At 70.1% G+C, this 26,486-nt stretch carries 26 protein-coding genes; 15 read left to right on the forward strand and 11 right to left on the reverse strand.

All coding sequences use genetic code 11. The annotated features are described in order from the left end of the window. The first annotated feature begins 185 nt into the window (after positions 1–185). The 6 genes from BLU81_RS25085 to BLU81_RS25110 are packed head-to-tail and all read left to right on the forward strand — an operon-like array spanning position 186 to position 5,524. Positions 186–1,055, forward strand: coding sequence for an SDR family NAD(P)-dependent oxidoreductase (locus BLU81_RS25085; protein WP_172890617.1), 870 nt, complete (start codon positions 186–188; stop codon positions 1,053–1,055). A gap of 9 nt (positions 1,056–1,064) precedes the next feature. Beyond that, positions 1,065–1,754, forward strand: coding sequence for a monooxygenase (locus BLU81_RS25090; protein ID WP_092546911.1), 690 nt, complete (start codon positions 1,065–1,067; stop codon positions 1,752–1,754). A 5-nt stretch (positions 1,755–1,759) separates the two neighbouring features. Further along, the gene (locus tag BLU81_RS25095; RefSeq protein WP_092546912.1) at positions 1,760–2,311 is read left to right on the forward strand and encodes a GNAT family N-acetyltransferase; all 552 of its coding nucleotides are present in this window, start codon (positions 1,760–1,762) and stop codon (positions 2,309–2,311) included. Further along, complete coding sequence (locus BLU81_RS25100; protein ID WP_373873303.1) at positions 2,308–3,057, forward strand: carotenoid biosynthesis protein; 750 nt, start codon at positions 2,308–2,310, stop codon at positions 3,055–3,057. The genes BLU81_RS25095 and BLU81_RS25100 overlap by 4 nt, the downstream gene beginning before the upstream one ends. Beyond that, positions 3,051–4,094, forward strand: a complete 1,044-nt coding sequence (locus BLU81_RS25105) for a glycosyltransferase (RefSeq protein WP_092546914.1) — start codon at positions 3,051–3,053, stop codon at positions 4,092–4,094. Before BLU81_RS25100 ends, BLU81_RS25105 begins: the two co-directional genes overlap by 7 nt. Continuing rightward, positions 4,091–5,524: a phytoene desaturase family protein gene (locus tag BLU81_RS25110; RefSeq protein ID WP_092546915.1), complete on the forward strand. Its 1,434-nt coding sequence runs from the start codon at positions 4,091–4,093 to the stop codon at positions 5,522–5,524. The genes BLU81_RS25105 and BLU81_RS25110 overlap by 4 nt, the downstream gene beginning before the upstream one ends. 5 nt (positions 5,525–5,529) lie before the next feature. Here BLU81_RS25110 and BLU81_RS25115 read toward each other — a convergent pair whose 3' ends face one another. The 3 genes from BLU81_RS25115 to BLU81_RS25125 form a co-directional block, all read right to left on the reverse strand. Beyond that, the gene (locus BLU81_RS25115) at positions 5,530–7,176 is read right to left on the reverse strand and encodes a substrate-binding domain-containing protein (RefSeq protein WP_231953499.1); all 1,647 of its coding nucleotides are present in this window, start codon (positions 7,174–7,176) and stop codon (positions 5,530–5,532) included. A 187-nt stretch (positions 7,177–7,363) separates the two neighbouring features. Next, on the reverse strand, positions 7,364–8,116 hold the full coding sequence (locus tag BLU81_RS25120; protein WP_092546917.1) for a class I SAM-dependent methyltransferase: 753 nt from the start codon (positions 8,114–8,116) through the stop codon (positions 7,364–7,366). 33 nt (positions 8,117–8,149) lie between these two features. Then, positions 8,150–9,091, reverse strand: coding sequence for a LysR family transcriptional regulator (locus tag BLU81_RS25125; RefSeq protein ID WP_197686455.1), 942 nt, complete (start codon positions 9,089–9,091; stop codon positions 8,150–8,152). Positions 9,092–9,162: 71 nt separating this feature from the next. On the opposite strand from BLU81_RS25125, the gene BLU81_RS25130 reads away from it, so the two are divergent. Genes BLU81_RS25130 through BLU81_RS25140 form a run of 3 tightly spaced genes read left to right on the forward strand, consistent with a single transcriptional unit; the run spans position 9,163 to position 12,595 of the window. Then, a complete protein-coding gene (locus tag BLU81_RS25130; RefSeq protein WP_092546919.1) occupies positions 9,163–9,903 on the forward strand; it encodes a succinate dehydrogenase cytochrome b subunit in 741 nt (246 codons plus the stop codon). Between the two features lie 2 nt (positions 9,904–9,905). Beyond that, complete coding sequence (locus BLU81_RS25135; RefSeq protein ID WP_092546920.1) at positions 9,906–11,852, forward strand: fumarate reductase/succinate dehydrogenase flavoprotein subunit; 1,947 nt, start codon at positions 9,906–9,908, stop codon at positions 11,850–11,852. Then, positions 11,852–12,595 carry a succinate dehydrogenase/fumarate reductase iron-sulfur subunit gene (locus tag BLU81_RS25140; RefSeq protein ID WP_092546921.1) on the forward strand — a complete coding sequence of 248 codons (744 nt, stop codon included), beginning with the start codon at positions 11,852–11,854 and terminating at the stop codon, positions 12,593–12,595. The genes BLU81_RS25135 and BLU81_RS25140 overlap by 1 nt, the downstream gene beginning before the upstream one ends. 154 nt (positions 12,596–12,749) lie before the next feature. Here the strand turns inward: BLU81_RS25140 and BLU81_RS25145 are convergent, their stop codons facing one another. Then, complete coding sequence (locus BLU81_RS25145; RefSeq protein ID WP_231953500.1) at positions 12,750–13,355, reverse strand: TetR/AcrR family transcriptional regulator; 606 nt, start codon at positions 13,353–13,355, stop codon at positions 12,750–12,752. Between the two features lie 14 nt (positions 13,356–13,369). Here BLU81_RS25145 and BLU81_RS25150 point away from each other — a divergent pair, with 14 nt between their 5' ends. Beyond that, positions 13,370–14,728 (forward strand): FAD-dependent monooxygenase, encoded by a 1,359-nt coding sequence (locus BLU81_RS25150; RefSeq protein WP_092546923.1) that lies wholly within the window; start codon positions 13,370–13,372, stop codon positions 14,726–14,728. A 25-nt stretch (positions 14,729–14,753) separates the two neighbouring features. Here BLU81_RS25150 and BLU81_RS25155 read toward each other — a convergent pair whose 3' ends face one another. From BLU81_RS25155 to BLU81_RS25165, 3 genes are all read right to left on the reverse strand, one after another. Continuing rightward, the gene (locus BLU81_RS25155; protein WP_092546924.1) at positions 14,754–16,043 is read right to left on the reverse strand and encodes an MFS transporter; all 1,290 of its coding nucleotides are present in this window, start codon (positions 16,041–16,043) and stop codon (positions 14,754–14,756) included. Positions 16,044–16,168: 125 nt separating this feature from the next. Next, positions 16,169–16,657 carry a hypothetical protein gene (locus BLU81_RS25160; protein WP_092546925.1) on the reverse strand — a complete coding sequence of 163 codons (489 nt, stop codon included), beginning with the start codon at positions 16,655–16,657 and terminating at the stop codon, positions 16,169–16,171. Between the two features lie 445 nt (positions 16,658–17,102). Continuing rightward, a complete protein-coding gene (locus tag BLU81_RS25165) occupies positions 17,103–17,546 on the reverse strand; it encodes an HNH endonuclease (protein ID WP_092546926.1) in 444 nt (147 codons plus the stop codon). A 336-nt stretch (positions 17,547–17,882) separates the two neighbouring features. Between BLU81_RS25165 and BLU81_RS25170 the strand changes: the two genes are divergently transcribed. Then, a complete protein-coding gene (locus BLU81_RS25170; protein WP_092546927.1) occupies positions 17,883–18,536 on the forward strand; it encodes a uridine kinase family protein in 654 nt (217 codons plus the stop codon). 129 nt (positions 18,537–18,665) lie between these two features. Here BLU81_RS25170 and BLU81_RS25175 read toward each other — a convergent pair whose 3' ends face one another. Both BLU81_RS25175 and metF read right to left on the reverse strand, forming a co-directional pair. After that, complete coding sequence (locus BLU81_RS25175; RefSeq protein ID WP_092546928.1) at positions 18,666–19,331, reverse strand: CDP-alcohol phosphatidyltransferase family protein; 666 nt, start codon at positions 19,329–19,331, stop codon at positions 18,666–18,668. 78 nt (positions 19,332–19,409) lie between these two features. After that, the gene (gene metF, locus BLU81_RS25180) at positions 19,410–20,327 is read right to left on the reverse strand and encodes a methylenetetrahydrofolate reductase [NAD(P)H] (protein ID WP_092546929.1); all 918 of its coding nucleotides are present in this window, start codon (positions 20,325–20,327) and stop codon (positions 19,410–19,412) included. A gap of 82 nt (positions 20,328–20,409) precedes the next feature. Here metF and BLU81_RS25185 point away from each other — a divergent pair, with 82 nt between their 5' ends. After that, on the forward strand, positions 20,410–21,471 hold the full coding sequence (locus tag BLU81_RS25185; protein WP_092557612.1) for a polyprenyl synthetase family protein: 1,062 nt from the start codon (positions 20,410–20,412) through the stop codon (positions 21,469–21,471). Positions 21,472–21,494: 23 nt separating this feature from the next. Here the strand turns inward: BLU81_RS25185 and BLU81_RS25190 are convergent, their stop codons facing one another. Continuing rightward, positions 21,495–21,845, reverse strand: a complete 351-nt coding sequence (locus BLU81_RS25190) for an Rv2175c family DNA-binding protein (protein WP_092546930.1) — start codon at positions 21,843–21,845, stop codon at positions 21,495–21,497. Between the two features lie 9 nt (positions 21,846–21,854). Between BLU81_RS25190 and BLU81_RS25195 the strand changes: the two genes are divergently transcribed. The 3 genes from BLU81_RS25195 to BLU81_RS25205 all read left to right on the forward strand — a co-directional run bounded on the left by BLU81_RS25195 (position 21,855) and on the right by BLU81_RS25205 (position 25,630). Continuing rightward, on the forward strand, positions 21,855–22,613 hold the full coding sequence (locus BLU81_RS25195; protein WP_092546931.1) for a hypothetical protein: 759 nt from the start codon (positions 21,855–21,857) through the stop codon (positions 22,611–22,613). A gap of 132 nt (positions 22,614–22,745) precedes the next feature. Then, positions 22,746–24,746 (forward strand): Stk1 family PASTA domain-containing Ser/Thr kinase, encoded by a 2,001-nt coding sequence (pknB, locus tag BLU81_RS25200; RefSeq protein ID WP_092546932.1) that lies wholly within the window; start codon positions 22,746–22,748, stop codon positions 24,744–24,746. Further along, positions 24,734–25,630, forward strand: coding sequence for a deoxyribonuclease IV (locus BLU81_RS25205; protein WP_373873300.1), 897 nt, complete (start codon positions 24,734–24,736; stop codon positions 25,628–25,630). Before pknB ends, BLU81_RS25205 begins: the two co-directional genes overlap by 13 nt. Here the strand turns inward: BLU81_RS25205 and BLU81_RS25210 are convergent. Then, positions 25,605–26,462: a LysR family transcriptional regulator gene (locus BLU81_RS25210; RefSeq protein ID WP_092546933.1), complete on the reverse strand. Its 858-nt coding sequence runs from the start codon at positions 26,460–26,462 to the stop codon at positions 25,605–25,607. The two genes, BLU81_RS25205 and BLU81_RS25210, sit on opposite strands and share 26 nt — an antisense overlap. Positions 26,463–26,486 lie beyond the last annotated feature (24 nt).

The following is a 26,486-nucleotide window of genomic DNA, read 5'->3' on the forward strand; positions in this document are numbered from 1 at the left end:
ATTTTTCCGGCCCCGGTCCGGGACGGACCCCAGACCAGGACCGACCCCGGACCGGGACCGGCCTCAGCGCAGGACCGGCCCCGGAAAAGTCATCCGCGCGGCGCCAGCGATCAGCCAAAGGCGGAAGTAGGAGCACCGGCACCACCCACCCGGCCGAACCGCATTCCCCGCGGTACCGTCCGTGGATGGCGACGATAGTGGTGACCGGTGGTAGTTCCGGGGTGGGCCTGGCGGCCGCGAAACAGTTCGCGGCCCGTGGCGACGAGGTGATCCTGGTGGGCCGTGACCAGCGACGCCTGTCCGCCGCGGTGGCCGAGGTGCGAGCGATCACCGGCACTGAACCGGCCAATTTCCGCACGGATTTCGAGAGTCTGACCGAGGTCCGCGAATTGGCCGCCGCCCTCAAGAAGACCGTCGAACTCAAGAAGACCGAGGAGACCAAGAAGGCCGGGGAGACCGGGAAGACCGGGGAAAGCAGCGGCCGGATCGACGTGCTGGTGAACAACGCCGGTGGCATGGTCGGCGACTACCGCCGGACCGTCGACGGGTTCGAGGCGACGATGCAGGGCAACCATTTGGCACCGTTCCTGCTGACCACACTGTTGCGGGACGAGTTGCGGGATGCCCGGGTGGTGAACACCGCGTCTCGGGCGCACATGCGGGGCGTGCCGGATCCGGCGAATCTGGCGGGTGATGCGGCGAATTACCGTTCCTGGACGGCGTACGGCGCAGGAAAGGCCTCTAATGTCCTTTTCGCCGCTGAAGCGGCTCGCCGGTGGCCGGACATCTTGAGTGTGTCGTTCCATCCGGGTGTGGTGCGCACCAATTTCGGGGCCGGCCGGGTGACCCGTTTCTTCTACCGGTACACACCGTTCCTGGTGACGCCGGAGAAGGCCGGTGAGCTGCTGGTGTGGCTGGCCACCGCACCGAGGGACGAGTTGGTGAACGGCGGCTATTACGTGGGCCGTGAACCGGTGCGGCCCGCCCCGCACGCCCGGAATCCGGAGCTGGCCGCAGAATTGTGGAAAGCCAGCACCGAAGCGGTGAAAGGGTAGCGTGACGCGGTGACCGATGATCAGGTCAGCCTGCACGTCTGGCGGGTGCCGCGCCGTGCTGTCGGCTCCGCCCTGCTGCGGATGGCTTTCGCCCGCCGGCATCTGAAGGCGGTCCGGTTCGGCAAGTTTCTGGGCACCGGTACCGGCACCACGTTCGGCCCCGGCGACACGGACGTGACACGCTGGGCCGCGGTGACTGTGAGCGACGGCCCGATACGGTTTCCGGTGTGGGAGGCGATCGCCGAGTCACAGGTTCGGGTGGATCTGGAGCCGCTGGTGAGCCGGGGCGCATGGTCGGGCCGAAACCCGTTCGAACCTGATGAAGTGCCAGATGAAACGCCTGGTGCCAAGAAGAGGAAGACGGACGGCATGGTGCTGGCGCTGACCAGGGCGCGACTGCGGCCGTCGCGGGCACTGCGGTTCTGGCGGGCGGTCCCGGACGTGGCGCGGGAGTTGTCGCGGGCGCCGGGTCTGCTGGCCGGATTCGGGGTGGGTGAGGCACCGATCGGCTGGCAGGGCACGGTCAGCGTGTGGCGCAGCACGACGGATCTGACCACTTTCGCGTACCGTCAGCCGCGACATCGCACGGCGATCGCGCGCACCCCCACCGATAATTGGTACGCCGAGGAGCTTTTCGCCCGTTTCGCAGTGCGCGAGATCAGCGGCGACCGCACCGTACTCGGGTGGAGAGAAGGGTAGGGCTGATGAGGCTCGTTGCTTGGCAGCCGGATGACCTGCTGCGCCGGCTCGACGACGTGGTGGCCGTCTACGGCGAGGCGATGGGTTACCGCAAGGAGTTGTTGCAGACCCGCCGGGGCTACATCGGTTCGCATGTGCGCCGGCCGGGGTTCCGTGCGGTGGCGACGTTGACCGCGGAGGGCAATCTGGCCGGTTTCGGGTACGGCTACACCTCCGCTTCCGGCCAGTGGTGGCATGACCAGGTGCGATCCGCTGTGGACGAACCGGCGCGACGGCTCTGGCTGGCGAACTGTTTCGAGGTCGTGGAACTGCATGTGCGCCCGGCGGCGCAGGGCCACGGGATCGGCGCGAAGCAGTTGCGGGCCCTGCTGGCGATGGCGGACGGCAAGACCGTGCTGCTGTCCACGCCGGAGGCCGATGAGCAGGCGTCCCGGGCGTGGCGACTGTACCGGCGGTTCGGTTTCACCGATGTGCTGCGGAACTTCCTGTTCCCGGGGGACGAACGGGCGTTCGCGATCCTCGGCCGGGAGATCCCGCTGCCGGCTGAGGGCGGCTGATCCGGGCGTTGCGCAAGGTTCCCTGGGTTCTGCTGGGCGCTCTGATCCTGGTCCAGATCTGCTATCCCCTGACCGAAGACAAGACACGGGCTGTTCTCACCGTGGTGACCGTGCTGATCGGGGTGCTGCTGTCGGTGACGCACGCCCTGATCAGCCGGGGTGCACGGGCGGTCGTCGCGCTGATCGGAACGGCGGGTGTCGGTGGTTTCCTGGTGGAGGCGGTCGGCGTGGCGACTGGTTTCCCGTTCGGAACCTATGACTACTCCGGCGAGCTGGGACCGAAGCTGCTGGGTGTTCCACTGATCATCCCGCTGGCCTGGACCTGGATGGCCTGGCCGGCGTGGCTGGCGGCACTGCGCATCACGACGAGCACCACGAAGAGGATCGTGGTGGCCGCCTTCGGCCTGGCCTGCTGGGATCTGTTCCTCGATCCGCAGATGGTCGCCGAGGGCTATTGGACCTGGCAGGCTCCGACGCCGGCACTGCCCGGTCTGCCCGGCATCCCGATCAGCAACTACCTGGGCTGGCTCGGCTTCGCCGTACTGATAATGACCGTTTTATCGCTTAAATTGCAACAGAAACCGAAGACCGACGACGCCCCGATGTACGCGTTGTGGATCTGGACCTACGCCTCCTCGGTCCTGGCCCACACCGTCTTCCTGGACCTGCCCGCCTCCGCGGCCTGGGGCGGCGTCCTGATGGGCGCGGCAGTGGCCCCTTTGTTGATCAAGCTAAGAAAATGCTGATCGTATTACTGCTGCTGACCGCACATACTCTGGTCAACGCACTACTCCTGCGCCGTCCAGAACGCGATAGAACGACGCACGAACGAGTAGCCGTCCTGCTCCCCCTGCGCGACGAGGCCGACCGGGTCACCTCGTGCCTCCACGCCCTGCTGGCCCAGCGCGGCGTCCCGAACCTGACGATCCACGTCCTGGACGACGGCTCCACCGACGGCACCGCGGAAATCGTGGGAAAGATCGGTGGTGACCGGACAAGGCTGCTCACCGGCACCCCGCCCCTCGACGGCTGGCTGGGCAAACCGAACGCCTGCCGCCAGCTGGCCGACGACGCGAGCAGCGCGGACGTGCTGGTCTTCATCGACGCCGACGTGGTGCTGGAACCGGACGCCATCGCGGGCGCCGTGAACCTGCTCCGGTCGGCCGACGTCACCCTGCTCTCCCCGTACCCGAAGATCGTCGGAGCCGGCCGGCTCGTACAACCGCTCCTGCAATGGTCCTGGCTCACCTTCCTGCCGCTGCGCGGCATGGAACGCTCTCCGCGCCCCTCCCTCGCCGCGGCCGGCGGCCAGTGGCTGGTCCTGGACCGGCTCGGCTATCAGCGGGCCGGTGGGCACGCCGCCGTCCGCGACGACATCCTGGAGGACATCGGCCTCGCCCGCGCGGTGAAGCGGTCCGGCGGCCGGATCGCCCTGGCCGACGGTTCCCGCCTGGCGGCCTGCCGGATGTACGACTCGTGGCGCGACCTGTCCGACGGCTACGCCAAATCGCTGTGGGCGTCCTTCGGGTCGGCGTTCGGCGCGGCGTCCGTCGTGGGCCTTCTGCTTGCGTTGTACGTCGCCCCGCTGCTGTTCCCGGCCATCGCCCTGCCCGCCTACCTGCTGGGTGTCACCGGCCGTCTGATCAGCGCGGCGGCCACCGGCGGGCGCCTCCTGGACGCCGTGACCCATCCGCTGTCGGTGCTCCTGTTCGCCTGGCTGGTGGCCCGCTCGTTCCACCGGCGCCACCGCAACCTGCTGACCTGGAAGGGACGCTCGGTATGAGCAATGTCGTGGTGATCGGAGCCGGTGTCGGCGGGCTGGCTGCGGCCCTGCGCCTGGCGAAGGCCGGGCATCGGGTGACGGTGCACGAGCGGTCGGCGGACGTCGGCGGGAAGCTGGCGGTCCACGAGCGGGACGGTTTCCGTTTCGACACCGGCCCGAGCCTGCTCACGCTGCCGAAGGTCTTCGAGGAACTGGGGCTGGGCCTGCGGCCGGTGCCGCTGGATCCGGTGGTGCGGCACGTCTTCCCGGACGGGACGGTGCTCGACTCGTCGCCGGATCACGCGGTGTTCCTGGAGCGGATCAGCACGGCACTCGGACCGGACGCGGCTGCCGACTGGGACCGGTTCTGGCGGCGGGCGGCCCGGATCTGGCGGGCTTCGTGGGAGTCGGTGCTGCAACGGCCGGTGTCGGCGACGTCGCTGGCCCGGATGTCGTGGCGGGTGGCCGATCTGGCGGCGATCGCGCCGGGCCGGTCGTTGCGGTCGCTGGGCCGCCGCTATCTGCGGGATCCCCGGCTGCGGATGCTGCTGGACCGCTACGCGACGTACACCGGGACGGATCCGCGCCGTGCCCCGGCGGCGCTGGCCGCGATCCCCTACGCGGAGCTGGCGCACGGCGGCTGGTACCTGCCGGGTGGGCTGGGCACCCTGTCCGGCGCGCTGCGCGCGAAGTGCGACGAGGCGGGCGTACGGGTGGAGCTGGGCTCGGAGGTGACCGCGATCGAGGCGGATCACCGGGTACGCGGGGTGCGCCTGGCCGGTGGGGCGTTCGTACCCGCCGATGTGGTGGTCTCCAACGTGGACGCGATCTCCCTCTACCGGGATCTGCTGCCCAGTCCACGGCGGCTGACCGGGCTGGCCGACCGGAGCCTGGCCGGGTTCGTGCTGCTGCTCGGGGTGCGCGGGCGGACTCCGGAGCTGGCCCATCACACGGTGTTCTTCCCGCGCGACTACGACGCCGAGTTCGACGCGATCTTCCCGGTGCCGGGGCGGCGGGCCCGGCCGGTGGACGATCCGGCGGTGTTCGTCACCCGGGCCGACGATCCGGCGGTGCGGCCGGACGGGTCGGAGGCGTGGTTCGTGCTGGTCAACACGCCCCGGCACGGCACCGGCTGGTCCGCTGTGGACTGGCGGCGGCCGGGCCTCGCCCAGGCGTACGCCAATCGGATCTTGGAGGTTTTGCAAGATCGGGGTGTGGACCTGCGAGGGCGGCTGGAGTTCATGGAGACACGGACCCCGGCCGACCTGGCCGATGCCACCGGCGCGCCGGGCGGGGCGATCTACGGCACCGCCGGCGGTCTGCTGCGGCCCGCCAACCGTGGTCCGGTCGACGGGTTGCACCTGGTCGGCGGTTCGGTACATCCGGGCGGTGGGCTGCCGATGGTGGCCCTGTCCGCCCGGATCGTCGCCGATCAGATCGGGCCCGCGTAACGGCTTCAGGGCGTCGAACGGGCCGCCAGGAACGCCTTGGCCATGGCCGACGCCAGGTCGGCCGGGTTGCGGGCGGCGATGGCCTGGCCACCGGTCGCCTTGGCCATGCTCTGCAGCGCGGTCATGTTGGCGTCCGGGCCGTAACCGACCGCGATCACCGGGATCGGCCGTTTCGGGTCCCGGCCGGCCGCGATCTTCCGCAGGAACTCCTGATTGGACATGGTGAACCTGGTCCCGCCGTCGGCCCCGTCGGTGAGGACCACGACCACTGACGGTTTGTCCGGTGCCGCGTCCTGGCGCATGGTCTCGATGCCGTCGAGGACGCTCTGGTAGAGCGGTGTGCCGGCGCTGGTGATCGGGCGGTATGTTCCGATCTTCTCGGCCAGCAGGTCACGTCGTGGCCGTTCCCCGACGGGCGAGGTGATCGGCCCGAACGGGACCTCCTCGGTGTGTGCGGGACTGGTCGCCGAGGCGGCGCCGAAGTACCACATCCCGATCGTGGTGTCCTGGTTGAACAGGTCGGCCGCGCTGGCCCCGGACTCGCGCAGCAGGGACGCCTTGGTAGCCGCACCGGCGCCGATCTTCTCGTTCATCGAGCCGGACGCGTCGATCAGGAGCAGCACCTGGAAGGACAGTTTCTGGTACTGCACCCACTGTTTGACCGGGGCGAGCAGTCCGGCGGCGGACTCGGGCAGGCGGGCGCTGCCGGCGGTGGGCTCGGTGCGGAACCCGGCCTGCTCCAGAGCCGGCCGGCTGATCGCCGAACGCAACTGTTCGACCAGGCCGGTCTTCACGCCCTTACGTACGGCGTACGGATAGTCGGCCTGGACCATGCCGTCCACCGGCGGCGCACCGGCCAGCGCGACCTCGTGCCCCGCCTTCTGATAGGCCAGAAGTTGCTGCTCGACCATCGGGAAGACGCCGACGGCGTAGCTCGCGTCGGTGGGGCTGTTCTGGGTGCCGAGCAGTTTGAGAATGGAGACCGGGTCGGCGTCGGCCTCCTCCAAACGGCTGCGCAGAGTGAGCGCCCGCAGTTGGGCGATGCCCGGGTCCTTGGTGGTCAGTGCGGCCGCCGCGTGCACCCCGTGCACGCTGAGCAGCCCGGTGGTGGTCTTCAGCGGGTCCGGCATGGTGACGACCGGGATGCGCCCCTCGGTGACGGCCTGCAACAGGGCGGTCCAGGCGGGCTTGCCGTCGGAGGAGTAGAGGCCGACCATCGACTCGGGCGCGGTCAGCACGATCGGGGACCAGGCCAGGGTCGCACCGGACGGCTTGTAGACGAGTCTGCGCTGCGCGGCGATCGTCAGCCAGGAACTGGACGAGGGCACCCAGACGTCGGGCCGGTCCTTCGACTCCAGGGTGACGCCGGGTTCCTCGGCCCGCACCACGATCGGCGCACAGCGCTGACCGGCCGGTTTGAGGCCGTCGGCGGCCGCCCGGATCACCGGCTCGATCTCGGGTGCCACGGCGACGGTCAGTTCCGGCTCGGGACAGGCCGCGACGGTGGGCCGGCTGGCGGACGGCACCGGCGCGGCGGTGGCCTGGGTGACCGGCTGGGCCGTGCCGTTGCTCATCAGCTGCCAGGCGACACCGCCGGCGACCAACAGGACCACGACCACCAGGGCCGCGGACAGGAGCACACGGCTGCGCACCGGCGGGGGATCGCTCCACTCGCCGTGCGCCGGCGCGGGAAGCTGCCTTGGCCACTCGTTGTCGGACATACCACCTAGCCCGTCGTCATGGGTCGGTACGGCTGCCTGCCGGATGCTAGTCCGGGATTCATGTACTGCAATGGTTCAGTAAGTAAAGCGGCAGATCCTGGCACGTTCGGCGAGATTCTCACGGGATCAGACGAGGTTCCGCGATGGCGATCACGATCAGTTCGCCGTCGTGGCCGAGGCCTGGTGGTTCGCGGCCCCATCCCCCGTACACCTGGTCCACCCGGAAACCGGCCGCCCGCAGTGAGCCGCGCAGCTCGGCCTCGTCCCGGAATCGCAGCGCGGAGGTGCTGGTCAGCTCCAGCCCGTCCGGGAACCGGTAGTGGTGCACGACCGGGACGACGTCCCCGGCCGGTGCCGCTCCCTCGGTCCAGGCCAGCACCACCGAGCCGTCGGCGAGGACGATCGGCCGCTCGGTGGCGGCCCGGTCCCAGCCCTCCCACGGGCGGGCGGCCGGGTCCGGCCCGTCGAAGATCAGCCGGCCGTCGGTGACCAGGGCGTCCCGCAGCGCGCGCAGCGCCCCGGACCACTCCGGGTCGCTGAGGTGCTGGACGACGTGGCCGGTCATCAGGGCGGCGTCGAACGACTGCGACGGCAGATCCTCGAAGGAGCCCTCGATCCACTGGACCCGGGCGGAGCCGGGCTTGCGGCGGGCCGCGTCCAGGGCGGCGCCGGCCGGGTCGACGGCGGTCACCTCGTGGCCGGCCTCGGCCATCGCGATCGCCAGGCGGCCGGTGCCGCAGCCGAGATCGAGCACTCTGGGTGCCATGCGGTCGGCGAGGACCCGCATGAAGAAGTCGTCCTCCCAGCCCCAGACGCGTTCGGCGTCGAAGACCTCGACCAGCCGGGGATCCCGGTACTCGCCATGCCACACATCGACGAGCCTAGACGCGGAGTGGCCGCTTGACTACCCGATGTGGACTGTTCGCAGTCCCCTGACCCCGGCGGGCAACTCTCCCGATGCGATGTGTTCGATGATCCCCTCACGCAGGGCGGCGGCCGCGTGCGGCAGGACGGCCCCCCGGCGCTGGGCCAGGGCGATGGTGCGGCGCATGCCGGGCGGGCCGAGCGGGGTCGCCCGCAGCAGCGGCCGGTTGGCCAGCACCATGCTCGGCACCAGCGCGACACCGAGCCCGGCCTCGACGAAGGCCAGCACCGCGTCCATCTCGCCGCCCTCGACCGCGAACTTGGGCGTGAACCCGGCCCGCTCGCAGGCCTGCAGGGTGACGTCCCGGATGTCGTAGCCGGCCCGGAACATCACCATCGGGGTGTGCCGCAACTCGATCAGGTCGAGCTGGCGGCCCACGGTCAGGGGCGGGCCACCGGCGACCGAGGCCACCACGAGGCTCTCCCGCAGCAGCTCGGTGGTGTCCAGGGCGGCGTCGACGCCGTGTTCGGGGTGGACGATCAGGGCCATGTCGAGGGCGTGCGCGAGCAGACTGTCGATCAGGTCCTGGGAGCTGCCCTCGCTCACGTGCAACTGGATGCCGGGGTGGTCAGAGGTGTAGGTGCGCAGCACGACCGGGACCAGTGAGGAGCAGAGGCTGGGGGTGGCGCCGAGCCGCACCTCGCCCTTGCGCAGGCCGACGATGTCGGCGACCGCGTCCCGGGCCGTGTCGGCGTCGGCGATCATGCGCTGAGCAAGCGGGAGCAGGGTCTGCCCGGCGACGGTCAAGGTCACGTCACCGCGGATGCGCTCGAAGAGCGGCGCGCCGAGAGATGCTTCGAGGGTGTGAATCTGCTTACTCAACGTAGGTTGCGAGACGCCCATTTCGTCCGCCGCTTGGGTGAAATGTCGCAGCTCAGCCACCATGACGAAGTACCGGAGTTGTTGCAGCTGCATCCTAATAGCCTACCGCTATGAACATCTCACCTTTCATGCATTAGACGAATCGCCAGAGCCTTTCTACCTTTCAGGATGTGGCGGTAGACACGACTTCATCCAAGGCTTCGAAGCCGGCGGGCGCGGCAACGCCCGCTCCGGCCTCCAAGAAGCAGCGACCCTCGTCGGTCGTCCTCAAATTGATCATGGCGGCCAGCGGTACGCTGCTGGTTCTCTTCCTCTTCGCGCACGCGGCCGGCAACCTGAAGATCTTCGTCGGCTTGCCGGACTTCGACCACTACGCCGAGTGGCTCCGCGAACTGGGCACGCCGCTCCTCCCGCACGCCTGGTTCCTCTGGATCCAGCGATTCGGCCTGCTCGCCGCGATCGGCCTGCACATCTGGGCCGCCGCCGCGCTGACCATCCGGGCCAAGAAGGCCCGCCCGGTCAAGTACGCGCACCGCCCCAAGGTCCAGGGCGGTTACGCCGCGCGCACCATGCGCTGGGGTGGCGTGATCATCGTGCTGTTCGTGATCTGGCACATCCTCGACCTGACCCTCGGCACGGTGAACCCGGCCGGTGGCGACTCCGCGGCATCCGAGCGGGTGGTCGAGGGCTTCGCCCCCGAACGCTGGTACGTGACGATCTTCTACGTCCTCGCGGTGGTGGCCGTCGGTTTCCACCTGCGGCACGGCATCTGGAGCGCGGCCCGCACGATGGGCCAGCAGACGGTCAAGGGTGAGCGCCGGGCCAAGGCGATCGCGCTGGTGCTCTCGGTGGTCCTGGTCGCGATGTACCTCTCGGTGCCGATCGCGGTCACGCTCGGATTGGTGGATTGATCATGACTGCTTCTGAATTCTGGTCCGAGGGCGAACCCGTCTTCGACAAGGCCGCCCCGGACGGCCCGGTGGAGACCCGCTGGGAGCGCCGCAAGTTCAACGCCAAGCTGGTCAACCCGGCGAACCGCCGCAAGCTGACGGTGATCATCGTCGGCACCGGCCTGGCCGGCGGCTCGGCCGCGGCGACCCTGGCCGAGGCCGGGTACCACGTCAAGTCGTACTGCTATCAGGACAGCCCGCGCCGCGCGCACTCGATCGCCGCGCAGGGTGGCATCAACGCCGCGAAGAACTACCGCAACGACGGCGACTCCGTCTACCGGCTGTTCTACGACACGGTCAAGGGCGGCGACTTCCGCGCCCGCGAGTCGAACGTCTACCGGCTCGCCCAGGTGTCGGTGAACATCATCGACCAGTGTGTGGCCCAGGGCGTCCCGTTCGCCCGCGAGTACGGCGGCCTGCTCGACAACCGCTCGTTCGGCGGCACCCAGGTGTCCCGCACGTTCTACGCCCGCGGCCAGACCGGCCAGCAGCTGCTGCTCGGCGCGTACCAGGCTCTGGAGCGCCAGATCGGCCTCGGCAACGTCGAGATGAACGCCCGGCACGAGATGCTCGAGCTGATCGTCGTGGACGGCAAGGCCCGCGGCATCGTGGTCCGTGACATGGTGACCGGCGAGATCAGCACCGAGTTCGCCGACGCCGTGGTGCTCGCCTCCGGCGGTTACGGCAACGTCTTCTTCCTGTCGACGAACGCCAAGGGCTGCAACGTCACCGCGTCGTGGCGGGCGCACCGCAAGGGCGCGCTGTTCGCGAACCCCTGCTACACGCAGATCCACCCGACGTGCATCCCGGAGTCCGGCTCGCACCAGTCGAAGTTGACCCTGATGTCGGAGTCGCTGCGTAACGACGGCCGGGTGTGGGTGCCGAAGGCGCAGAAGGACACCCGCCGCGCCGCCGACATCCCCGAGGACGAGCGCGACTACTACCTGGAGCGCATCTACCCGTCGTTCGGCAACCTGGTGCCCCGGGACATCGCGTCGCGGGCCGCCAAGAACGTCTGTGACGAGGGCCGTGGTGTCGGCCCCGGCGGTCTGGGTGTCTACCTGGACTTCGCGGACGCGATCAGCCGGCTGGGCCAGAAGGCGGTCGAGGCCAAGTACGGCAACCTCTTCGAGATGTACGAGCGGATCACCGGCGAGGACCCGTACGAGACGCCGATGCGCATCTACCCCGCCGTGCACTACACGATGGGTGGCCTCTGGGTCGACTACGACCTGCAGTCGACGGTGCCCGGCCTGTTCGTGGTCGGCGAGGCGAACTTCTCCGACCACGGCGCCAACCGGCTCGGCGCGTCCGCGCTGATGCAGGGCATGGCCGACGGCTACTTCGTGCTCCCGAACACGATCAGCAACTACCTCGCCTCCGGCCCCTTCCCGAAGGTCACCGAGACCGACGCGCCGGTCGTCGAGGCCCGCAAGCAGGTCGAGGACCGGATCGAGAAGTTCCTGTCGATCGACGGCGACCGGACCGTGGACTCCTTCCACCGCGAACTCGGCCACATCATGTGGGAGTACTGCGGCATGGAACGCACCGAGGAGGGCCTGACCAAGGCGGTCGGCCTGATCCGGGCGCTCAAGGAGGAGTTCTGGACCAGGGTGAAGGTGCCCGGCAAGGGCGAGGAGCTCAACCAGAACCTGGAGAAGGCCGGCCGCGTCGCCGACTTCATCGAACTGGGCGAACTCATGTGCATCGACGCGCTGCACCGCCGCGAATCCTGCGGCGGCCACTTCCGGGGCGAGTCGCAGACCCCCGACGGTGAGGCGCTGCGCCACGACGACGAGTTCAGCTACGCCGCGGCGTGGGAGTACTTCGGCGCCGACGGCAAGCCCACGCTGCACAAGGAAGACCTCAACTTCGAATACGTCCACCCGAGCACGCGGAGTTACAAGTAATGGACATCAAGGTCAGGGTGTGGCGTCAATCCGGCCCCTCGGCCGGCGGGAAGATGGTCGCCTACGACGTGAAGGGGATCTCCCCCGACGCGTCGTTCCTCGAGATGATCGACGTGCTCAACGAGACGCTGATCCTCGACGGTGACGACCCGATCGCGTTCGACCACGACTGCCGCGAAGGCATCTGCGGCGCCTGCAGCATGGTCATCAACGGGGTGGCACACGGCCCGGAGAAGGCCACCACCACCTGCCAGCTGCACATGCGCAAGTTCTCCGACGGCGACGTGATCGACGTCGAGCCGTGGCGCGCCGCCGCCTTCCCGGTCATCAAGGACCTGGTCGTCGACCGCACCGCGTTCGACCAGATCATCCAGGCCGGCGGTTACATCACCGTCCCGACCGGCACCGCGCCGGACGCCCACGCCACGCCGGTACCGAAGAAGGACGCCGACATGGCGTTCGAAGCGGCCACCTGCATCGGCTGCGGCGCCTGCGTGGCGGCCTGCCCGAACGGCTCGTCGATGCTGTTCACCGCCGCGAAGATCACCCACCTCGGCCTGATGCCGCAGGGCCAGCCGGAACGCGACAGCCGCGTCCTGGACATGCTCCAGGCCCAGGACGACGCAGGCTTCGGCGGCTGCACCAACGCCGGCGAGTGCACCACGGTCTGCCCGAAGGGCATCCCGTTGAGCCTGATCGGCCGCCTGAACAGCGACTACCGCAAGGCGATCACCAAGCGCTGACGGCCAGGACTCCTGGCGCCCGGCACAACGACGTGCCGGGCGCCCGGCTTTTCACCACCAGAATTTGATACGAGTTTCTAGCTTCTCGTCCGGTCCGCGCGAGGTGGGCGGCCCGTAGCGGCCGGCATCGCGGCCGCCGGGCCGAATGCGACCGTCACCGGCCACCCAGTCCTCGATGCAGGAATGTCGTGAGGCTGTCGAGCATCTCGCTCTCCCCCACATGCTTCTCCCCCGCGAACCAGGCCGTCGCCGCCGCGGACAGCGTCGTGGTGAACAGTGACGCCGCCACCATCCGATCCCCGGGAACGTCGAGGCCCTCCAGGTGGCCGGCGATGTGATGCAGGTCGGGTTCGAGCATCTCCCGGCTGCGGCGGGCGAACTCCTCGTCGACGATCGCCGCCTGCTGCAACGCGGACATGACCGCCCGGTGCTCCCGGTAGAAGCCCCAGAAGACGTCGACGTGCCAGCGCACCGCCGCGCGCTCCCGGAAGTCCGTGAGGTGCCCCGGCAGCCCCGCGGTGACGTCACCTTCAGCCAGCACGTCGGCGAGCAGCGCTTCGAGCAGCCGTTCCTTGCTCGCGAAGTGCTTGTAGAACGACCCGGTCGCGCGCCCCGCCTCGGCCGTGATGTCCGTGATCTTGGCGTTGAGATAGCCGACTCGCTCGAACACCCGGACAGCGGCCGCTTTCAGCTCCGCCTCGGTCTGTGCCGCTTGCTGCTTACGCGTACCCACCACCACTTGACGGAGGCTATCAGCCACCGTACGGTGAATCCATGTTCAGTGAATCTAAGTTCACCGTAATCGCCGGTGCCGGCCCGACCGGCCTCACCCTGGCCCGCCAGCTCACCCGGCACGGAGTCCCGTTCCGGATCGTCGAGAAGTCCCCGCACCCCTTCGAGGGCTCCCGCGGCAAAGGCCTCCAGCCCCGAACCCTGGAGATCCTCGACGACCTGGGCCTGCTCGACCGTTTCCAGGAGGCGGGCGGCGACTACCCGCCGATGCTGGCGCACCTGCCCGGCGGCGGCACCCACGAGTTCCGCCTCGACGAACAGCACGCCCCGACACCTTCCGTGCCGTACCCGAACATGTTGATGGTCCCGCAGTGGCGGACCAGCGAGCTGCTGGCCGACGGCGTGCCCGTCGAGTTCGGCGTCGGTGTCGGCGACTTCACCCAGAACAGCGACGGCGTGCAGGTCACCCTGGACACCGGCGAGATCGTCGACGCTCGCTACCTGGTCGGCGCCGACGGCGGCCGCAGCACCATCCGCAAGATCCTCGGCATCCCGTTCGAGGGCGAGACCCACGAGGAAGAACGGATGATCATCGCGGACGTGCTGCTGACCGGCCTGGAGCGCGGCCATTGGCACGTGTGGCCGGAACTGAGCCTGACACTCTGCCCGCTGCCCGGCACCGACCGGCACCAGCTGACCGCCCCGCCCTCGACGACATCCCTGGAAGACCTGGTGGCAGCGGCCGACCCGGCGATCACCCTCACCGAGATCGGCTGGCGATCGGAGTACCGCGCCAACATGCGGATGGCGTCCCGCTTCCGCGACGGCCACGTCTTCCTCGCCGGAGACGCCGCCCACGTGCACTCCCCCGCCGGTGGCCAGGGCCTCAACACCGGCGTCCAGGACGCGTACAACCTCGGCTGGAAGATCGCCACCGGCGACTCGGCGCTGCTGGACACGTACGAGGAAGAACGCCTCCCGGTAGCGGCCGCCGTCCTGGGCATCACCACCCACCTGCACCAGCGGCACGTCGACGGCGCCGCGGACGCACTACGCCGCGACGACCCGGCCCTACGCCAACTGTCCCTCGACTACCGGGGCACCACGCTGGCCGCCGAACACCGCCCCGCCCCCGGCACCGTCCGGGCCGGCGACCGCGCCCCCGACGGCCCCGGCCGCATCTTCGACCTGCTCCGCGGCCCGCACCCCACTGTGCTGGCTTTCCACTGGCCGTCCGCGCTACCCGACTTCGGCGTGCCGTCCCACAACGCCACCGCCGCGTCCACCACCTACGACGTGACCGGCCCGACGCTCCTCCTGATCCGCCCCGACAACTACATCGGCTGCGCCACCCACGACCCGGCCGACATCACCACATACCTCGAACGCATCACCCGCTGAGCCAGCCCTCCCCCTCCAACACCCGTCACCGGCCCGCGGCAGCCCGTCCCCCGTCTTGGAGAACCCCTGACCGCCGGACCGCCAGCATGGTGAGAACCAGCAGACCCGCGCCGATCAGCAGGACCGCCCGGGCTCCGAAACCGATCAGGGCCGCACCGAGCGGAATCGTCAAAGCCATCGGCCCGAACAAGGCCATGTTGCTGGTCGCCGAAACCCGTCCCAGCAGATGTCCCGGGGTACCGGTCTGCACCGCGGTGACCGCCGCGATCAACGCCCACACCAGCCCGGCCCCGGCCAGCAGGCTGCCCACGATCATCGCCGGCCACCAGGGCACACTCCGCGCCACACAGGACAACGCGAAGATCAGCACCCCGAGCAACGCCACGCGCACCGCCGCAGCCCGAGCCAGCAACCGCCCCACCAGCAGCCCGGCAACGATCGACCCGGCACCTTGCACGCTGGAGAGAACACCCAGGTACGCGGCGGGAAGACCCAGTCCGTCAACGATCTGGGACAACACCGCCGCATTGGTCAGCCCGGAGACCCCGATAGCCACCATCCCCAGCAGAACCGGGGAACGCAACGGTTCGGCAGTCAGCATCAGAAGCCCTTCCCGCACGCTGCTCCAGCGCAGACTCGCCCGCCGCCCCGATTCCCCCTCCACCCCGGCCCGAGGCCCACCACCCACCACAGCACCACCCCGGCCCGGCCGCCCCGTCGGCTGCCCGGCGACGTTCTGGGACGGCTCTCCGGTGACCGATACGGTGGGGCCGAAGCGGAGCAGAGCGTAAAGACCGGCGCTGATAAGCGGCAACACGGCGCAGAGCACGATCACTGGTCGCGGGCCGACCCACGTGTAGAGCGCTGCCCCACCGAGAGGCGCCAGAAGTTTCATGCCCTCCTGAGCACTCGACCGCCATCCGTTCACATCGCCGAGACGGTCGGCCGGAAGGGCGGCCGGCAACAGTGCGGACTCCCCCGCATCGAGCAGCACATAGCCGACGCCACGCACCAGCATCGCCACGTAGATCAGCCACACCTGCCCGGCCGAATCCACCGGCAGGAGGGCGAACAGCACCGCCGCGACCCCGGCCTCGACACCGATCAGCAAAGCCCGGCGCGGGAACCGGTCGACTAGGACACCCAGCCAGGGCGCGGCCAGACTGGGCAGATAGACGCCGAGGGAGGCGAGGGCCGCGAGCCCCGGGTCACCGGTCAGGTCGAAGATCCAGATGCCGACGGCCAAGGTGAGGGCGGTCCCACCAAGACCGGACAGGACCGAGATGAGTACGAACAGAGCAGCGTTCCGTCGCATGCCGCACTCCCATCGCCCAGCCACGAGAGACGCACGGGCACAGTGAAGGAGCCCTCGGCAGGCACAGCTCGACCAAGGACTTGAGTCTTACCGACTCACATCTTGGCCGCCGGAACGCGACGAAGTCAACCGATGACGACGGCCTCCCGCAAACGCTCGACAGCCGACCGCAACGGCCCTGGCAGATCGGGGATCTCCGGCGCGGACAGGTCGGCCAGAACCGCCACGACCAGGTCGTAGAGCGCTCCGGCCGGCGCGTCGGGTGCGGCGTCCAAGGTCTCCCGCACCAGCGCGGCCCGAACGAAACGCCTGTCCCAGCGCCGGTCGGCACCGATCCTCCGATACAGGTCGACAGCGCGTTTCCGAATTTCGGCGACACCCCGGCCGTACGCCCGGTCAAGGTCTTCGCGCTGTGGCCGCAAGACGCGCTCGGCGGCCGACGCCAGCCGACTCCTGCGCTGCTCCGCCGCCTGCCGGCTGGCCAGTCCCAGTGCCGCTGCGATCTCCGGCCAGGTGGCACCACCCCGCCGGGCGCGGTCGATCAGCTCCAGTTCCTCAGCGTCGAGACGTGCCCGCCGCTCCCGAACCGCCCGCAACTCCACCAACTCAGCCACACCCGAACCCTATAGTTGTCAACTGATCGTTGACAACTATCGTCGGCCGACCCGTCCTGGCGAACCATCGCAAAGCGACGGTTTCCCGCTTGGCGTGAAGACCAGAGCCCACTCGCCCGAGGCGCCCACTGCAACTTTCCGCCGCTCGCGGCTTGAGCAAAGACCCGGCGACGGGCGACCGGGCCACCGGGCGAGGAAGTTCGAACGGCGACTGCCGGGAGCCTTCGCGGTCCGGAGGGCGCGGGCCGCGCACGTCATGAACGCAACCGTTCGCCAGGGAAAACGGCGGCCGACGGATCCCCGTGTAAACCCGCCGGCCGCCTGCCCGGTAAACCGCTTCTTTCACCGACCGGCCGACAAGTTGGCTGACCGGCCCACCGGGACCGGCAGTCGGCGTCCGCTCACTCCGCGGTCGAGCGGCGCGGCCGCTCGACCGCGGAGTGGATCAGGTCAGGGACGACGCCGCCCAGATCGGGGCGAACGGGGTCACCCGCAGGGGCATGCGGGCTTCCGCAGGGGTGCGGTCACGCTTCCGGTTGTTGCAGCGCCCGCAGGCGGCCACCGTGTTGAGCCATTCGTTGCGGCCGCCGCGCGAACGAGGCAGCACGTGGTCGATGGTCGAGGCGGCAGCGCCGCAGTAGGCGCACCTCCGCCCGTCCCGCACCAGCACACCGGCCCGCGACCAGCCGGGACCCCGGCCGCGCCGCCAGCGGGTGACCACGTAGGAGACCAGCCGCACGACGGTCGGCACCGGGTAGACCCCGATCCGATCGTCCGGCTGAGCCTCGTGCACCACGGCGACCTGACGGAACAACATCCGAATCGCGTGCCGGAGACTGACCCGGTGCAACGGCCCGCAGTCAGCATTGAGCACCAGCACCGCACTCATTTCGTCACCCCCGGAAATTCGTTTGCACATTAGAGAATCCACAGCTCAGAGGCGTTCCACCCCGACCGGATCCGCTGAAGAGAAAATAGCTACGCCATCGATCTCGGACAACCGAATAAATGCCTCTCCGATCCCGTGCGTACCGAAGCCGATCCGACGCCACTCACGACGGGAAGGGAGAAATCGGGGCGAGACGAGACCTGGTGGGACGAGACGACCGCGACGGGTGGCTGGTGGCACGCGGCGGACGGTGCGGCGGCAGCGGTGGCGCGCGGCGCGGCGGGTTCGCCGTTAGAGTCGAGGTGTCCGGGCACTCTCTCGCGAAGCAGGTCGCCGATGCGCCTACATCACGGTGAGCCCGAAGCTGTGGGCTGGCAGGCGTCGACGGTGCTCGACGTCGTTCAGCGGATGCGGGACGCTTCGCCCGGTGTCAGCGGGCGGCCCAGGGTCGTCGCGATCGACGGCCGGGGTGGTGCCGGCAAGACGACTCTGGCCGAGCGGCTGCGCCGGGTGGCCGGCGTGTCGGCGGTCGTGCACACCGACGACGTCGCCTGGCACCTCGCCTGTTTCGACTGGGGCCGGGTTCTCGCCGAGAACGTGCTGCGACCACTGCATCGGGGGCAGGCGGTCGACTTCCGGCCGGACGCCTGGATCGCCCACGACCGGCCCGGGTCGATAGCCGTTCCGGCGGGAGCCGAGTTCGTCTGGGTCGAGGGCACCGGTGTCATCCGCGGCGAACTGGCCCCGTGGCTGGATGCCTCGATCTACCTCCAGGGTGACCTCGACGAGCAGGAACGCCTGCTGGCCGCCCGCGACGGCGACTCTCCCGGACAGCAAGCCCACGTGGCGGACTGGCTACGTGAGGAGCTGCCGTTCCTGCTCCGGGAACAGCCCTGGGCCAGGGCCGCTCTGATCGTGGCCGGTCCTCCACACCCGGATCACGACCCGCATGCCGAACTGACCATCGCTCCGCCGATCAGCTCGCGTTAGGTCGCGGTCAGAGCCACGCTCCGACGGCGTTCTCGAAGGTTCGGCCGACGCCTGAGGTGGTCGAGCGCCCGGCAGACAGTCAGCGTCGAGCGCCCGGCAGACAGTCAGCGTCGAGCGCCCGGCGGACAGTCAGCGCAGGGCGACGCGGACCGCTCGGGTCAGCTGTGCCAGGCCGGCGAGTTGCAGGGTCAGCCATACCGTGGCCCCGGCGATGAGGACCAGTGCCGGCCAGCCGGGGTCGATCAGGGCGGCGAGGGCGGCCATGATCAGGGCGGTGATGGCCACCGAGACGCGGGTGGGGCGCTCACCGATGGTCACGGTGCCGATGTCGGGCATGCCGGCGGTGGTGGCGCGGGCGCGGATGTACTCGTGCAGCCATCCGGCGGCACCGGCCGTCACCGTCAGCCAACCGGGGACTCCGGCCAGCCAGAAGGCAGTCAGCCAGGCGGCCTCGCCCAGACGGTCGGCTACCGAGTCGTACACGAAACCGGTCTTGGTGATCTTGTCGGTGATGACGGCGACGGCACCGTCCAGTCCGTCGGCGGCTGAGGCGAGCAGGACCAGGACCGCGCCGAGGGCCAGGCCGGGCGGGCCGGCGAGAGCCGCGAGCGGTACCGCCAGGCACAGCAGGAGCCCGGCCAGGGTCACCGTGAACGGTGTGACCCGATGCCGGCCCAGCCAGGAGCCGATCCGGTACGCCAAGCGGATCCAGCCCCGGACCACCGGCGACGCCTTGCGCGGATCGAATCCGCCGTGCAGCCCGGACCACGCGGTGGCGTACTCGTCCCAGGTCATCGGAGTCCTCGGTCGGCGGAAGCAACAAGGTCAGCGAAAGAACAAGGCCAGCGGAGGAACAAAGTCAGCGGGGAAAGGTCAGGCCGTGACCGCGGTGGGGGTCAGCTGCTGCCAGACCTCGCGGGTGGCCGTGGAGCGGTTGAGGGTGATGAAGTGGATGCCGGGGACGCCTTCGGCCAGGAGCCGGGCGCACATCTCGGCGCACGATTCGATGCCGAGGGCCCGCACCGCCTCGTCGTCGCCGGCCAGTTCCTCGAAACGGCGCAGCAGCGCGGGCGGGAACGGCGCGCCGGACAGTTGCACCGATCGCTCGATGGTGGCCGTCCGGGTGACCGGCATGACGCCGGGCAGGATGGGCGTGTCGCAGCCGGCGGCGGTGACCCGGTCGCGCAGGCGCAGGTAGTCGTCGGCGTCGAAGAACATCTGGGTGATCGCGAAGTCGGCCCCGGCCCGGCATTTGGCGACGAAGTTGCGGGTGTCGCTCTCCACGTCCGAGGAGCGGGGATGTTTGTACGGGAACGCCGCCACGCCGACACAGAAGTCTCCGGCCTCGCGGATGAGACGGACCAGGTCCTCGGCGTACAGCACCCCGTCGGGATGCCGCACCCACTCGGCGGTGGGGTCGCCGGGCGGGTCACCGCGTACGGCGAGGATGTTGGAGATGCCCGCGCCGGCCAGGCGCCCGATCACGTTGCGCAACTCGGCGACGGAGTGGTCGACAGCGGTGAGGTGGGCCATCGGCAGCAGGGTGGTCTCGGTGGCGACACGCTCGGTGACCGCGACGGTGGTGTCGCGGGTGGTGCCGCCGGCCCCGTAGGTGATCGACACGAAGCTGGGCCGCAACGACTCCAACTCGCGGATGGCCTGCCAGAGCGCCTGCTCACCGGCCGGGGTCTTGGGTGGGAAGAACTCGAAGGAGAACGTCGGCGCCGGACCGCGGATCAGGTCGCCGACCGTGGGGGCGCCGGGGAGCCGGGAGGGGAGACCGAGGGACACCCCGCCACTCTACCGAGCGGGTGATCTGGCCGAACAGCCTCGTGACGGACCAGATAGCGTGATCGGGGTGACGATCTCCCCACTGGAACGTGCCGGTCTGCGGCCGCGTGTCGACAAGGCTCTTTCCGGATTCCTCGCCACGCAGCGGTCGATTCTGCTGGAGATCGATCCGGCGCTGGCCGACGTGGCCGACACGGTGTCGGCGTTCGTGCTGGGTGGCGGCAAGCGGCTGCGGCCGGCGTTCGCCTACTGGGGTTTCCGGGGTGCCGGCGGGGCCGACTCGGACGAGGTGGTGGCCGCGGTCTCGGCGCTGGAGCTGGTGCAGGCGAGCGCGCTGATCCACGACGATCTGATGGACCGCTCGGACACCCGGCGCGGCGAGCCGTCGGTGCACCGGCGGTTCGAGCGGCTGCACCGGGCCGAGGGCTGGCGGGGTGGCGGCGGCGCGACCGGGTTCGGGGATTCGGCGGCGGTGCTGCTCGGCGATCTGGCACTGGTCTGGTCGGACGAACTGCTGCACTCGTCCGGGATGGACCTGGCGGAGCTGGGGCGGGCGCGGGCGGTCTTCGACCGGATGCGGACCGAGGTGACCGTCGGGCAGTACCTGGACGTGCACACCCAGGCGACCGGCAACACGTCGCTGGAGCGGGCCGGGAAGGTGGCCCGGTTCAAGTCGGCGAAGTACACGATCGAGCGTCCGCTGCTGCTGGGCGCGGCTCTCGCGGGGGCCGGTCCGGAGGTCTTCGCGTCGTACGCCGCGTTCGGCCTGCCGTTGGGTGAGGCCTTTCAGACCCGTGACGACGTGCTCGGGGTGTTCGGGGATCCGGCACAGACCGGCAAGCCGGCCGGCGACGACCTGCGGGAGGGCAAGCGCACCTATCTGGTGGCGTCGGCGTTCGAGCGCCTGGACGAGGCGGGCCGGGCCGAGCTGGACGGGGCGCTGGGGTCGCCGGAGCTGGACGACGCCGGGGTGGAACGGTTGCGGGCGGTCATCCGGCAGTCGGGGGCGCTGGCCGCGACGGAGAGCCGGATCGACACGCTGACCACCGAGGCGCTGGCGGCGCTGGCCGGGGCCACCATCGAGGACGAGGCCCGCGCGGTGTTGCGGGAGCTGGCCGACGCGGCCACCCGTCGCTCCGTCTAGCTGGGGGTGGCCGCGCCGGAACGTTAGAAGCCGAGGGCCTGTGCGCGGCGCTTGACCTCGCGGGCCCGGTCACCGCCGAGTGCGATCGCGGCGTTGCCGCCGAGTGTCTCGTCGGGTTCGTAGAGCCACCCGACGGCCTGTTCGTCGTTGTACCCGGCGTCATGAAGCACGGTGAGAACGCCGGGTAGGTGCTTGAGCACGGTGGGGTTGGCCACGAGTTCGGCGGGCACCACGCGGATGCCGTCCCGGCGGACCGCGAGCAGCTCGCGGTCGCGGATCAGCTGGTGCACCTTGGTGATCGGCACATCGAGCTTCTGGGACACGTCCGGCAGGGTGATCCAGCCTGCCGGGCCGGGAGTTACGGGATCGGTCACCTGTACAGCGTGCCAGACCAGATCGGGGAACTGTTGATGAGCCTGTGGGACAGCGTCCGGGACGAGGTGGCGGGGGCCTGGCGGTCGGTCTGTTACGACCTGGAGCGGCCCTCGGCCGTGGACGCCGATCCCCGGCCGGACGTCACCTGCACGGGAATGAACACGTTTCCCGGTTCGCTGATCAGCCTGCCGATCGTGGCGCCGGAGACGGACGCCCGGCCGCCGCGGCGATTTGTCGCGGTTGCCGCCTTCTGCGCACTCGCCGCGGGCGGGGCGGCCGGCTCTTACCTGGTCGCCACGACGGCTTTCGCCGGACGGATGACCGATCCGCCGACGGTCACGCCGGTGGCCGCCGCCCCGATGCCACCGACGTTCGAGAACGAGCCGGACAGGGCGGCCAGGGACACCGGCATGGGTGCGGTCCCGGCCCCGCCACGGATCCGGCGCACGGTCGCGCCGACCCCCGAGACGCCCGTCACCACGGCGCCGCCGACGACCCCGCCGAGTTCCCCCACCAGCGTTCGGGCCAGCGAGAACAGGACCGAGGGCGGCTTGGGTACGGATGACGAGCCGCTCCCCTGGCCGGACACTTCGGACTGCGACTGCGAGGCTCCGCCGGTACCGACCCCGACCGCGCCGGACCCCGGCCCCTCGCCGTCGGACAGCGCCTCCGCTCCGGAACCGGGCGTCTCGCCCGAACCAGCCGTGAGCGAGACCGCACCGGACACCCGGGGTGACCGTCGTCACCGATGGCACCAGCCGGGATAAAATCTGAATTATCCCTTATGTGAATGACTTCCACGTCAATCGGTGCAGGTCAGACGCGTTTGGGTACCCGTTTGGACTCAGCTGTGACATCCTGGGTCACCCTCACTGGAAAGACACATACACTTCACGCCGATGGACACGACAGTCGCCGATACGTTGATCGGCACAACGATTGACGGGCGCTACCGGATCACCGGTCGCGTCGCCCGTGGTGGCATGGCGACCGTCTACCGCGCCACCGACGAGCGACTCGAGCGCACCGTCGCGCTGAAGATAATCCACCCGGCGCAGGCAACGAACGTCCACTTCGTCGACCGTTTCACCGACGAGGCCAAGACGATCGCCCGCCTGGCTCACCCGAACGTCGTAGCCGTCTACGACCAGGGTCGCCACCAGGGGCTCCCCTATCTGGTGATGGAGTTCGTGCAGGGCAAGACCCTGCGTGAGCTGCTCAGCCAGCGCCACCGGCTGAGCCCGGTGGAAGCCCTGGCGATCATGGAGCAGATGCTTGCCGCGATCGCGGCCGCGCACCGGGCCGGTCTGGTGCACCGCGACGTCAAACCGGAGAACGTGCTGGTCGCCGAGGCGCCCAGCGGCGGTTCCGGTGACCTGGTCGACGCGGTGGTCAAGGTCGCCGACTTCGGCCTGGCCAGAGCCATCGAGGCGAGCACGGTGGACGACTCCGGCCAGCTCATGGCGACGGTGGCCTACGTGGCGCCGGAGCTGGTGCAGACCGGTCAGGCCGACGCCCGCACCGACGTCTACTCGGCCGGCGTCGTGCTCTTCGAGATGCTGACCGGGCGCGTGCCGTACGACGGGACCGAACCGATCGAGGTGGCGTGGCAGCACGTCGACAACGACGTACCGCCGCCGTCTCGTTTTGTCCCCGGCACTCCGCAGGTGATGGACAACCTGGTCACCCGGGCCACCCGCCGCGACCCGTCGGCCCGGCCGACCGACGCCGGCGGCCTGCTCTCCGAGGTGCAGAGCGCCCGGGACGGGCTCGGCTTCACCCACGTGGAGACGGCACTGCTGCGCCAGGTCCCGTCCGGCCCCCGCGGTGCCGACGCGACCCGGCTCGTCCCGGCCGTACCCTCGCCGGACGCCACCGCCGTGGTGCCGCCGATCCCGGCCGGAACCGCCTACCAGTCCGCCCACCGGCCCAACTGGGCCCGCCTTCCGGAGCAGGGTGGCCGCGCCGCCACCGCACCGCACCGCCGGGCCGCGCCGCCGCCGAGCGGGATGGCCGGTTTCTTCGAGGACCGCCGCCGAGTGATGCTGACCGCACTGGTCGCCGTGATGGCTCTGGTCATCCTGGGCAGCACGTGGTGGGTGACGCTGGGCCGCTACACCGAGGCCCCTTCGGTGCTCACGATGACCCAGCAGGCGGCGACGGCTGTCGCCGACCAGCAGGGCTTCTCCGTCTTCGTCGGCGACGGCGTCTACAGCGACCAGGTGGCGGAAGGTTCCGTGGTGACACAGAACCCCGGCCCGGCCGCGAAGATCGTCAAAGGCGGCATCATCACGGTGAACCTGTCGCTCGGCCCCGAGGTGCACGCGGTGCCGGAGATGGAGGGCCAGGAACTGGCCTACGCGAAAGCCACCCTGGAAGGCCTCGGCCTCAAGGTCAAACAGGGCAAGGCCGTCTACAGCGACACCTCGGCCGAGGGCATCGTGGTCTCCACCGACCCGAAGGCGGGCACCGAGCTGAAGCCCGGCGAGACCGTCACGCTGGTACTGAGCAAGGGCAAGCCGCCGATCACGGTGCCCGACGTCGTCGGGAAGAACATCAACGAGGCGCGGCAGATCCTCGGGCAGAAGGGCCTCGGCGCCGCCGAGCAGTACGAGGAGAGCGAGAAGCCGGCCGACGAGGTCATCGGGCAGACACCGAAAGCGGGCACCGGCGCGGAGAAGAGCACCCAGATCACCCTGCGGGTGAGCAAGGGTCCCGCGCAGATCACCCTGCCCGACGTGACGAACCAGCGATGCCAGGACGCGGCAGCGCAACTCCAGGCGCTGAACCTGCAGGTGCAGTTGAACGGTGATCAGAACCAGACGGCACGGCAGATGAACCCGGGACCGGGTTCGCAGGTGCCGCCGGGCAGCACCGTCCAGCTGGTGTGCTTCCTGTGACCCTGCACCGGATCGGCTCGCACACCAAGACGTCGGGAGGGCTGGCCAAGGCGGCCCTCCCCTACGTCGACGCCGCGGGTTCGGAGACCCTTCAGGTGTACGTCTCCAACTCCCGCGGCTGGGCCCTGCCCGCCGGTGATCCGAAGCAGGACGTCCTGTTCCGGGACGGCATCGGCGAACGGGACGTGCCCGCGTACATCCACGCCTCTCTGCTCGTCAATCTCGGCTCGCCGACCGAACTGACCGTCGAGCGCTCGATCGCCACCCTGGAACACGCCCTGCTCCGGGGCAAGGCGATCGGCGCGACCGCGGTCGTCTACCACGCCGGCAGCTCGGTCGACGAGGCGCACGCCGAGAAGGCGATGCACCAGCTGCACGAACAGTTGCTGCCGCTGCTCGACCGGGCGGCCGCCGACGGGCTGCCCCGCCTGCTGGTCGAACCCAGTGCCGGTGGTGGGCGCAGTCTGGCGTCGAAGGTGCAGGACCTGACCGCCTACCTGGACGCCGTCGACCAGCACCCGTGGCTGGGCGTCTGCTTCGACACCTGCCACGCCTGGGCGGCCGGGCACGACCTGGCCACCCCCGGCGGGATGACGGCGACGCTGGACGCGCTGGTCGAGGCCGTCGGGCCGGGCCGGCTCCAGCTGATCCACGCCAACGACTCCAAGGACGAATGCGGGTCGACGCGGGACCGGCACGAGACGATCGGCAAGGGCCGCATCGGTACGGCGCCGTTCGCCGAGTTGTTCGCCCACCCGGCGGCCGCCGGTGTCCCGACCATCGTGGAGACGCCGTCGGTCGAACACGAGGGGCACGCCGCCGATATCGCCCTGCTCAAGGGCCTGCGAGAAGTTCACCTCACGGACCTGCCAGAAGCTCGCTGAGTCGGGTGGCCGGGCCGTCCGCGCCGGCCGCCCGCAACAGTTCCACCCGGTGCACCAGTCGCGGCACCGGTACTCCGCTCAGCCCGGTCCGGCCTTGTTGCAGCACCACCCCGGTCGGTAACAGGGCCAGGCCGTGGCCTGCGGCGATCAGGCCGGTCAGCACGGTCACGTCGCTGCCCTCGTACCGCAACCCGGATCGCAGGCCGTCCACCGGCAGCCGGGACAGCGGCGTGACCGCGGGCGCGTCGATCCAGTAGGCGTCGGCCAGGTCCGCCAGCTCCACACTCGCCCGCCCGGCGAGCGGATGCCCTGCCGGGACGGCCACCGTCGCGCCGTCCTCAGCCACCCCGACCGCGCCCGCCTCCGGGAGCGGCAGCGGGTCGCTCGGCGCCGCGAAACCGTCGACCAGGCCGATGTCGATCTCACCGGTGGCGGCCGCGGTGACGATCCGGTCCCGGTCCGCGACCAGCACCCGGGTACTCAGCCGGTCCGATTCGGCACGGATCCGGGCCAGGGCCGCCGAGATCCGCGGCGACCAGGCGAGCGGGGTGAGGCCGACGATCAGCCGGCCGGGCGGGACGGTCGCGCGGGCCACGTCGGCACGGGCCGCCGCGAGCCGGACCAGGAGCAGCGTGGCGTGCCGGTGCAGGCGGACACCGGCCGGGGTGAGGGCGACCGGGCGGCGGGTCAGCAGCGGGGTGCCGAGGTCGGCCTCCAGCGCGGCGATCTGCTGGGAGACCGCCGACTGGGTGTACGCAAGTCGCTGGGCGGCCGCGGAGAACGACCCGGTCTCGGCGACGGCCACGAACGTGCGCAGCAGGTTCGAATCCACATCAGCAATGCTAATCCCGAGAGA

The sequence above is a fragment of the Actinoplanes derwentensis genome (assembly GCF_900104725.1).
GTDB lineage: Bacteria > Actinomycetota > Actinomycetes > Mycobacteriales > Micromonosporaceae > Actinoplanes > Actinoplanes derwentensis.

Excerpts from the sequence above, each read along its gene's own strand:
- BLU81_RS25085 (WP_172890617.1), top strand. The coding sequence starts at position 186 with ATGGCGACGATAGTGGTGACCGGTGGTAGTTCCGGGGTGGGCCTGGCG.
- BLU81_RS25095 (WP_092546912.1), top strand. The coding sequence starts at position 1,760 with ATGAGGCTCGTTGCTTGGCAGCCGGATGACCTGCTGCGCCGGCTCGAC.
- BLU81_RS25105 (WP_092546914.1), top strand. The coding sequence starts at position 3,051 with ATGCTGATCGTATTACTGCTGCTGACCGCACATACTCTGGTCAACGCA.
- BLU81_RS25110 (WP_092546915.1), top strand. The coding sequence starts at position 4,091 with ATGAGCAATGTCGTGGTGATCGGAGCCGGTGTCGGCGGGCTGGCTGCG.
- BLU81_RS25135 (WP_092546920.1), top strand. The coding sequence starts at position 9,906 with ATGACTGCTTCTGAATTCTGGTCCGAGGGCGAACCCGTCTTCGACAAG.
- BLU81_RS25140 (WP_092546921.1), top strand. The coding sequence starts at position 11,852 with ATGGACATCAAGGTCAGGGTGTGGCGTCAATCCGGCCCCTCGGCCGGC.
- BLU81_RS25150 (WP_092546923.1), top strand. The coding sequence starts at position 13,370 with ATGTTCAGTGAATCTAAGTTCACCGTAATCGCCGGTGCCGGCCCGACC.
- BLU81_RS25155 (WP_092546924.1), bottom strand. The coding sequence starts at position 16,043 with ATGCGACGGAACGCTGCTCTGTTCGTACTCATCTCGGTCCTGTCCGGT.
- BLU81_RS25165 (WP_092546926.1), bottom strand. The coding sequence starts at position 17,546 with ATGAGTGCGGTGCTGGTGCTCAATGCTGACTGCGGGCCGTTGCACCGG.
- BLU81_RS25170 (WP_092546927.1), top strand. The coding sequence starts at position 17,883 with ATGCGCCTACATCACGGTGAGCCCGAAGCTGTGGGCTGGCAGGCGTCG.
- BLU81_RS25175 (WP_092546928.1), bottom strand. The coding sequence starts at position 19,331 with ATGACCTGGGACGAGTACGCCACCGCGTGGTCCGGGCTGCACGGCGGA.
- pknB (WP_092546932.1), top strand. The coding sequence starts at position 22,746 with ATGGACACGACAGTCGCCGATACGTTGATCGGCACAACGATTGACGGG.